Genomic DNA, 7,772 nt, shown 5'->3' on the forward strand with positions numbered 1-7,772 from the left:
GGGGTCACATCCATGATGGTCTCAGCCTTGCCCTGATTCTTCGCCATGGAGATTTCCCGCAGTTGCCGTGCCATCAGCTGACGGTCTTTGAGTGGGCGGGCGAGCAGCATTTTCACGGTTTGCGGGTTACGCATATTGGTCCGGAACTTCTGATATTCCACATCGGCCGTGCACAGGCTGTCACCGTGCATCAGTAGGGCAGGTGTGCCATACAGATCCACTACCGTCGGATCATCCAGCAGAGTGGCGCCGGCGCGCGCGCAGAAGTCTTCGCCAATGAGGAAGTCCCGGTTGCCGTGCATCAGGTAAATGTCGGTGCCTGTGTCCCGCACCTCCCGCAAGGCCGCCGCCACCTGTTCCTGCAGCGGTGTGCGCTCGTCATCTCCAATCCAGGCTTCAAAAAAGTCGCCAAGAATGTATAGACGCTCAACGCCCAAGGCTTTTTCTCTGAGGAAGGTCAGAAACGCACCCGTAATATCCGGGCGCGACTCTTCCAGGTGCAGATCCGAGATAAACAGCGTGGTCACGCGTCCTCCAGAACCTCGGCTTTTTCAATCACTACGTCCTCAAACGGGACGTCCTGGTGGCCGGCGCGCATGGTGGTGCGAACGGCGCGGATCTTGTTGACGGTCTCCATGCCCTCGGCCACCTTGCCGAATACGCAGTAGCCCCAGCCCTCTGCGTTCTTGGCGGTGTGGTCCAGAAAACCGTTGTTCTCAACGTTGATGAAGAACTGGGCGGTGGCGGAGTGGGGGTCCATGGTGCGGGCCATGGCAATGGTGCCGACCATGTTGCTCAGGCCGTTGTCAGCCTCGTTCTGGATAGGTTCGCGGGTTTTGCGCGGCGTCATGCCAGGCTCAAAGCCGCCGCCCTGAATCATGAAGTTGCTGATAACGCGGTGAAAAATCAGGCCATCATAGAAACCGTCGCGAACGTATTGTTCGAAGTTTTTAGCGGTTTCCGGGGCTTTCTCGTAGTCCAGTTCCAGCTTGATATCACCGAAGTTTGTCTGCAGCAGAATCATCAGGGTTTCCTGTGTTTTGGGATCGGAATGTTGAAAGTGGCTATTGTACTCAAGAGTTTCGTCCGGTGCATGAGTCCGGCGTGGATTTGTGAGTATAATAGGCGGTTTAAACGGAGCATCCGGACAGCTCCCATGATTCATTCCCTGTTAACAGAGATTGTATGAGCGCCGAGTCGAAGAAAGCCCACAACTTTATCCAGAGCCTGATTGAAGACGCCATCGCCAAAGGGGAGCACACCGGCAAGGTGGTCACCCGCTTCCCCCCGGAGCCCAATGGCTATCTGCACATTGGTCATGCCAAATCGATCTGTTTGAACTTCGGCATTGCCGAAACCTTTAACGGTGAGTGCAACCTGCGCTTTGACGACACCAACCCGGAAAAGGAAAACCAGGAGTATATCGACGCCATCAAGCAGGACGTGGAGTGGCTGGGCTATGAGTGGGCCGGCGAGGTGTGTTACGCGTCGGATTACTTTGATCAGCTCTATGCCTTTGCCGAAGAGCTCATTCAGAAAGATAAGGCCTATGTCTGTGCCCTGAATGCGGAGCAGATGGCTGAATATCGGGGTTCGCTGAAAGAGCCCGGCAAGAACAGCCCGTACCGGGATCGCCCGGTAGAGGAGAGCCTTCAGCTGTTCCGGGATATGCGCGACGGCAAGTTCCAGAACGGTGAGCTGGTGTTGCGGGCCAAGATTGATATGGCATCCCCGAATATCAATCTGCGGGACCCGATTCTGTACCGGATTCGCTACGCGGATCATCACCAGACCGGCAGCAAGTGGTGCATCTATCCGATGTACGACTTTACCCATCCGATCTCCGATGCTCTGGAAGGGATTACCCATTCCCTGTGTACCCTGGAATTCGAGGATCACCGGCCGCTGTATGACTGGGTGCTGGACAACATCACCATCCCCTGTCATCCGCGCCAGATCGAATTTGCCCGGCTGAACCTGAACTACACCATTACCAGCAAGCGCAAACTGAAGCGGCTGGTGGATGAAAACGTGGTGGACGGCTGGAACGATCCCCGGATGCCGACGATTTCCGGCATGCGCCGCCGCGGTTATACCCCGGAATCCATTCGCAGCTTCTGTGACATGATTGGTGTGAACAAGGCCGGCGGCACCGTGGATGTCGGTATGCTGGAGCACGCTATCCGGGAAGATCTGAACAACCGTGCGCCCCGGGCCATGTGCGTGATGCGTCCGCTCAAGGTCACCCTGACCAACTATCCGGCTGACCAGACGGAGACCCTGACTTTGCCGGTGCATCCGCAGAATCCGGATATGGGCGAGCGGGAAGTGACCTGGAGTCAGACCCTGTTTATTGACCGGGAAGATTTCGAGGTAGAGCCGCCACGCAAGTGGAAGCGGCTGGCCCCGGAACAGGCGGTGCGGCTGCGCGGTGGTTACGTGATGACCTGCAAAGAAGTTGTGCGTGATGACAGCGGCGAGATTGTCGAGCTCAAGTGCGAATACGACCCGAATACCCTGGGCGTGAACCCAGAGGGCTACAAACCCAACGGCGTGATTCACTGGGTGTCGGCCAGCGACAGCGTGGAGGCGGATATCAATCTGTACGACCGCCTGTTCAACCACGAGTCTCCGGACAGCGACAAGGAAGGCGATTTTCTGGATCATCTGAACCCGGAATCTCTGGTCGTTCTCAAAGGTGCCCGCGTTGAGAAAAGTCTGGCTCAGCCCCGCACCGATCTGCCGTACCAGTTCGAGCGCGAGGGATACTTTTTCTGCGACCAGGAACTGACTGAAAAAGCTTGCAAGCCGGTGTTCAATCGTACCGTAACGCTGCGGGATTCCTGGGGTAAGGGAGGCAAGTAATGCGTATCTACAATACGCTGACACAGCAAAAGGAAGCGTTCAAAACCCTGGAGCCTGGCAAGGTTCGTATGTACGTGTGCGGCATGACTGTCTACGACTATTGCCATCTGGGCCATGCCCGGGTGCTGGTGGCGTTTGACGTAGTGACTCGGTACCTGCGGCATCGCGGATACGACGTACACTACGTGCGGAACATTACCGATATCGACGACAAGATCCTGCGCCGGGCGGATGAAAACGGTGAGGTGTATACCGACCTGACCGACCGGATGATCCGGGCCATGCACGAGGATGAGGCGAAGCTCGGCGTGCTGTCACCCAATGATGAGCCTCGGGCGACTGCCTTTATCGACGACATCATTGCCATGATCCAGAAGCTGATCGCCGGTGGCCACGCCTACGCTGCCGATAATGGCGACGTGTACTTTGCCGTGGAGTCTTTCCCGGATTACGGCAAACTGAGCAAGAAAAAGCTGGAAGATCTGGTAGCCGGTGCTCGAGTGGATGTGCAGGAAGCCAAGCGCAGCCCTGCGGACTTTGCGCTCTGGAAGGCCGCCAAGCCAGGCGAGGTGAGCTGGCAGTCGCCGTGGGGCGAAGGGCGCCCCGGATGGCATATTGAGTGTTCCGCCATGTCCACCAAGTGCCTGGGTGATACCTTCGATATTCACGGTGGCGGGCCGGATCTGCTGTTCCCTCACCATGAAAACGAAATCGCCCAGTCAGAATGTGCCACTGGCCACACCTTTGTGCACACCTGGATGCATGCTGGCGCCATTCGGGTGAACAAGGAAAAGATGTCCAAGTCGCTGGGCAACTTTTTTACCATTCGCGAGATTCTGGAAAAGTACCCGGCGGAAGTGGTTCGCTATTTCCTGGTGTCCAGCCACTACCGCAGCCAGGTGGATTACTCCGAAGACAACCTGGCGGAGGCCGGGCGAACCTTGACCAAGCTCTATCATGCCCTGCGGGGTATCGTGCCGGCGAAAGAAGCGGATGTAGCGGAAACGGACCACGACCGTCGTTTTGCCGAGGTCATGGATGATGATTTCAATACTGCTGGCGCCATTGCCGTGCTGCATGCAGTGGCGAATGACATCAATCATTACCGCCGGGAAGGTGATGAAGAAGCCGCCAAGCGCAGCGCGGCCGTTCTGGTGCGGCTGGGTGCTGTGCTCGGTCTGCTGCAGCAGAACCCGGAAGCCTTCTTTCAGGCGGATACCGGCAGTGAGCTGACCGCCGAGGACATCGAGGCCATGATTCAGGCCCGTGCCGATGCCCGCAAAGCCAAAGACTTTGCGGAGGCTGATCGCATTCGCGATGATCTGCTGGAGAAGGGCATTATCCTGGATGATAGCCGTGAAGGAACCACCTGGCGCCGGAGCCAGGACTGAGTTGATTCGCGCAATGTCGCATTGTACCGGTGGGAATGACCTTGTAGGGAATTTCACGTACAATGCGGCGCTCTAATCAGAACGTCCCCGCGCTTTCAGGCGCCATCAGGGGAGTCGGGAACTACAAACCCATTGAGGCAAGCAACGATGACAGAACGCGTTCAAGTTGGCGGCATCCAGATCGCCAAGAATCTGTACGATTTTGTAAATAACGAAGCGATTCCGGGCACCGGTATTGACGCTGACAAGTTCTGGGCCGAGTTCGACAAGATCGTGAACGAGCTCGCTCCGCGCAATCGCGAGCTGCTGCTCAAGCGTGACGAAATCCAGGAAAAAATGGATACCTGGAACCGCGAGCACAAGGGCCAGAAACTGGACATGGCCGAGTACAAGGCGTTTCTGAAAGACATCGGCTACCTGGTAGATGAGCCGGCGGATTTCAAAATCTCCACCTCCAATGTGGATCCGGAAATCGCCACCATGGCCGGCCCGCAGCTGGTTGTGCCGGTCATGAATGCCCGTTTCGCCCTGAACGCGGCTAACGCTCGCTGGGGTAGCCTGTACGATGCCCTGTACGGTACCGATGCTATTTCTGAGGAAAACGGTGCTGAGAAGGGTCGTGGCTACAACCCGGTTCGTGGCGCCAAGGTTATTGAGTGGGCCCGCAACCTGCTGGATGGCTCTGCGCCTCTGGCTTCCGGTAGCCATAAAGACGCCGCAAAATACTACATCGACGGCGGCAAGCTGGCGGTTAAACTTCAGAACGGTGACGTGACCGGTCTGAAAGACGAGGCCGGTTTTGTGGGTTACACCGGCGCTGCCGATGCCCCCACTGGCGTTCTGCTGGTGAAAAACGGCATGCATTTCGAAATCCAGATTGATGCCAGCCATCCGATCGGCAAGGATGACGGTGCCCACGTTAAAGACGTTCTGATGGAATCGGCCCTGACCACCATCATGGACTGCGAAGACTCCGTTGCTGCGGTAGATGCCGATGACAAGGTTGTCGCCTACAAGAACTGGCTCGGACTGATGAAAGGCGATCTGGAAGAGTCCTTCGAGAAGGGCGGCCAGATGATGACTCGCCGCATGAATGGCGACCGCACCTACACAGGCGCTGATGGCAGTGAGCTGACCCTAAAGGGCCGCAGCCTGCTGTTCGTTCGTAACGTTGGTCACCTGATGACCAATCCGGCCATTCTGCTGAAGGATGGTAGCGAAATTCCTGAAGGCCTGATGGACGGCCTGGTGACTTCCCTGATCGCCATCCACGACCTGAAGGGCGACGGCAAATTCCAGAACAGCACCAAGGGTTCTGTGTACATTGTTAAGCCCAAGCAGCATGGCCCTGAAGAAGTGGCGTTCACCAATGAATTCTTCGGTCGTGTTGAAGACGCTCTCGGTCTGCCGCGCTTCACCCTGAAAGTGGGCATCATGGACGAAGAGCGCCGCACCACTGTGAACCTGAAAGCCTGTATCCATGCTGCCAAAGAGCGCACTGTGTTTATCAATACTGGCTTCCTGGATCGTACTGGTGACGAGATTCACACCTCCATGGAATTGGGTCCCTTCATCCGTAAGGGCCCGATGAAGCAGGCTGCCTGGATCAACGCCTACGAGCAGTGGAACGTGGACATCGGCCTGGAAGCCGGTCTGTCTGGCGTTGCCCAGATTGGTAAGGGTATGTGGGCCATGCCGGATCTGATGGCAGGCATGCTGGAGGCCAAGATCGGTCATCCGAAAGCTGGTGCCAACACCGCCTGGGTTCCGTCTCCGACAGCCGCTACCTTGCATGCCACTCATTACCACCAGGTGAACGTGTTTGATGTGCAGAAAGAGCTGGCTAACCGTCAGCGCGCGTCTCTGGACGACATCCTGACTGTGCCGGTGATGGAGGATCCGTCCTCCTTGAGCGCCGAAGACATTCAGCAGGAACTGGACAACAACGCCCAGGGTATCCTTGGCTACGTTGTACGCTGGATCGACCAGGGTGTGGGCTGCTCCAAGGTGCCTGACATCAACGATGTGGGCCTGATGGAAGACCGTGCGACACTGCGTATTTCTTCGCAGTTGCTGACCAACTGGTTGTACCACGGCATCTGCTCTGAAGAGCAGATCATGGAAACCATGAAGCGCATGGCTGCGGTTGTTGATAAACAGAACGCTGGTGATGCGGCATACCGCAACATGGCTCCGAACTTTGATGACAGCATCGCCTTCCAGGCCGCTGTAGATCTGGTTCTGAAGGGGCGCGAACAGCCGGCCGGCTACACTGAGCCGCTGCTGCACGCCTATCGTCAGAAGGCCAAGGCCAAATACGGGCAGTAAAACGCCCGCTAATAAAAAACCCCGCTTCGGCGGGGTTTTTTGTTGGGCCTGTGCCCTTTAACGAAAAATGCGAAGAATGCCGCGTTAGGTGTCGGCGTGCAGCACGTCCGCGGCGTACAGGGTGTTTTCTAGCAGGGTAGCAATGGTCATGGGGCCAACGCCGCCCGGTACCGGGGTGATGTAAGCCGCACGCTCTGCTGCAGCGTCAAAATCGACATCGCCACAGAGCTTGCCATCATCCATCCGGTTGATACCCACATCAATGACGGTGGCGCCCGGTTTGACCCACTCGCCCTTGATAATGCCCGGTTTGCCCACTGCGGCCACCAGGATGTCGGCTTCCCCGACAAATTTCTCGAGGTTGTCGGTAAACCGATGACATACCGTTGTTGTGGCGCCCTTGAGCAGCAGTTCCATGCTCATGGGGCGACCGACGATGTTGGAGGCGCCCACAATAACCGCATGCTGGCCTTTATAGGGGGTTCCAATGGAGTCCAGAAGAGTGATGACACCTGCCGGTGTGCAAGGGCGCAGGGTAGGCTTGCGTTGCATCAGGCGGCCGATGTTGTAGGGGTGAAAGCCGTCTACATCTTTGTCGGGGCGTATCTTTACCAGAATCGGGTCCGCGTCCAGGTGTGAGGGCAGGGGCAATTGAACCAGTATGCCGTCGACGGCGGGGTTTTCATTCAGCTCGTCGACCAGTGCTTCCAGTGCCGCCTGGGAGGTGTCTTCCGGCAAATCATAGGACAGTGACAGGATGCCTGCCTGTTCGCAGGCCTTGCGTTTGTTGCCAACGTATACCTGGGAGGCCGGATCGTGACCAACCAGTACCACGGCCAGCCCGGGCGCTCTCAGGCCCTTCTGTTTTCTGGCTTCGACCCCGGCGGCCACCTGTTGCCGGACCTGGGCAGCAATTTCTTTTCCATTAATCAGTTTGGCGCTCATGTTTCCGTCTTGTCGGTTTGGGCGTAAGAAAGTGAAGGCCGGGCATTGTCTCATGCTTCAGGGTCAACGCCAATGTGGAGGGGTAGTCAGGAACTCCTCCGGTTTCGGGTGGTCTCTTATAAGGCTGTCTCGGCAAGGAATTTTCAATTCCGTGTTGACGGACGCGATCGGCGCCGGTAATATGCGCGCCAACTTTGCTGAGGCACTTGTTGTTCAGTTAACGGGGTATAGCGCAGTCTGGTA

General features: G+C 57.0%; 6 protein-coding genes. 3 read left to right on the forward strand and 3 right to left on the reverse strand.

What is annotated here, in order from left to right; genetic code table 11:
- Positions 1-527, reverse strand: a 527-nt coding sequence (lpxH, locus tag B3Y70_RS11125) for a UDP-2,3-diacylglucosamine diphosphatase (RefSeq protein WP_288589821.1), incomplete at its 3' end; no start/stop codon positions are given.
- Positions 524-1,024, reverse strand: a complete 501-nt coding sequence (locus tag B3Y70_RS11130) for a peptidylprolyl isomerase (protein WP_121206796.1) — start codon at positions 1,022-1,024, stop codon at positions 524-526. The genes lpxH and B3Y70_RS11130, both read right to left, overlap by 4 nt.
- Before the next feature lie 161 nt (positions 1,025-1,185).
- Between B3Y70_RS11130 and B3Y70_RS11135 the strand changes: the two genes are divergently transcribed.
- From B3Y70_RS11135 to B3Y70_RS11145, 3 genes are all read left to right on the forward strand, one after another.
- The gene (locus B3Y70_RS11135; RefSeq protein WP_286896150.1) at positions 1,186-2,865 is read left to right on the forward strand and encodes a glutamine--tRNA ligase/YqeY domain fusion protein; all 1,680 of its coding nucleotides are present in this window, start codon (positions 1,186-1,188) and stop codon (positions 2,863-2,865) included.
- A complete protein-coding gene (cysS, locus tag B3Y70_RS11140) occupies positions 2,865-4,256 on the forward strand; it encodes a cysteine--tRNA ligase (protein ID WP_121206794.1) in 1,392 nt (463 codons plus the stop codon). Before B3Y70_RS11135 ends, cysS begins: the two co-directional genes overlap by 1 nt.
- Before the next feature lie 147 nt (positions 4,257-4,403).
- Complete coding sequence (locus B3Y70_RS11145; protein WP_286896152.1) at positions 4,404-6,584, forward strand: malate synthase G; 2,181 nt, start codon at positions 4,404-4,406, stop codon at positions 6,582-6,584.
- 84 nt (positions 6,585-6,668) lie between these two features.
- Here the strand turns inward: B3Y70_RS11145 and folD are convergent, their stop codons facing one another.
- Positions 6,669-7,529, reverse strand: a complete 861-nt coding sequence (gene folD, locus B3Y70_RS11150; protein ID WP_023009946.1) for a bifunctional methylenetetrahydrofolate dehydrogenase/methenyltetrahydrofolate cyclohydrolase FolD — start codon at positions 7,527-7,529, stop codon at positions 6,669-6,671.
- Positions 7,530-7,772 lie beyond the last annotated feature (243 nt).

Origin of the sequence: Marinobacter sp. UBA5687 (assembly GCF_002420325.1) — a bacterium.
Lineage (GTDB): Bacteria > Pseudomonadota > Gammaproteobacteria > Pseudomonadales > Oleiphilaceae > Marinobacter > Marinobacter nauticus.

Excerpts from the sequence above, each read along its gene's own strand:
- B3Y70_RS11135 (WP_286896150.1), top strand. The coding sequence starts at position 1,186 with ATGAGCGCCGAGTCGAAGAAAGCCCACAACTTTATCCAGAGCCTGATT.
- folD (WP_023009946.1), bottom strand. The coding sequence starts at position 7,529 with ATGAGCGCCAAACTGATTAATGGAAAAGAAATTGCTGCCCAGGTCCGG.
- B3Y70_RS11130 (WP_121206796.1), bottom strand. The coding sequence starts at position 1,024 with ATGATTCTGCTGCAGACAAACTTCGGTGATATCAAGCTGGAACTGGAC.
- B3Y70_RS11145 (WP_286896152.1), top strand. The coding sequence starts at position 4,404 with ATGACAGAACGCGTTCAAGTTGGCGGCATCCAGATCGCCAAGAATCTG.
- cysS (WP_121206794.1), top strand. The coding sequence starts at position 2,865 with ATGCGTATCTACAATACGCTGACACAGCAAAAGGAAGCGTTCAAAACC.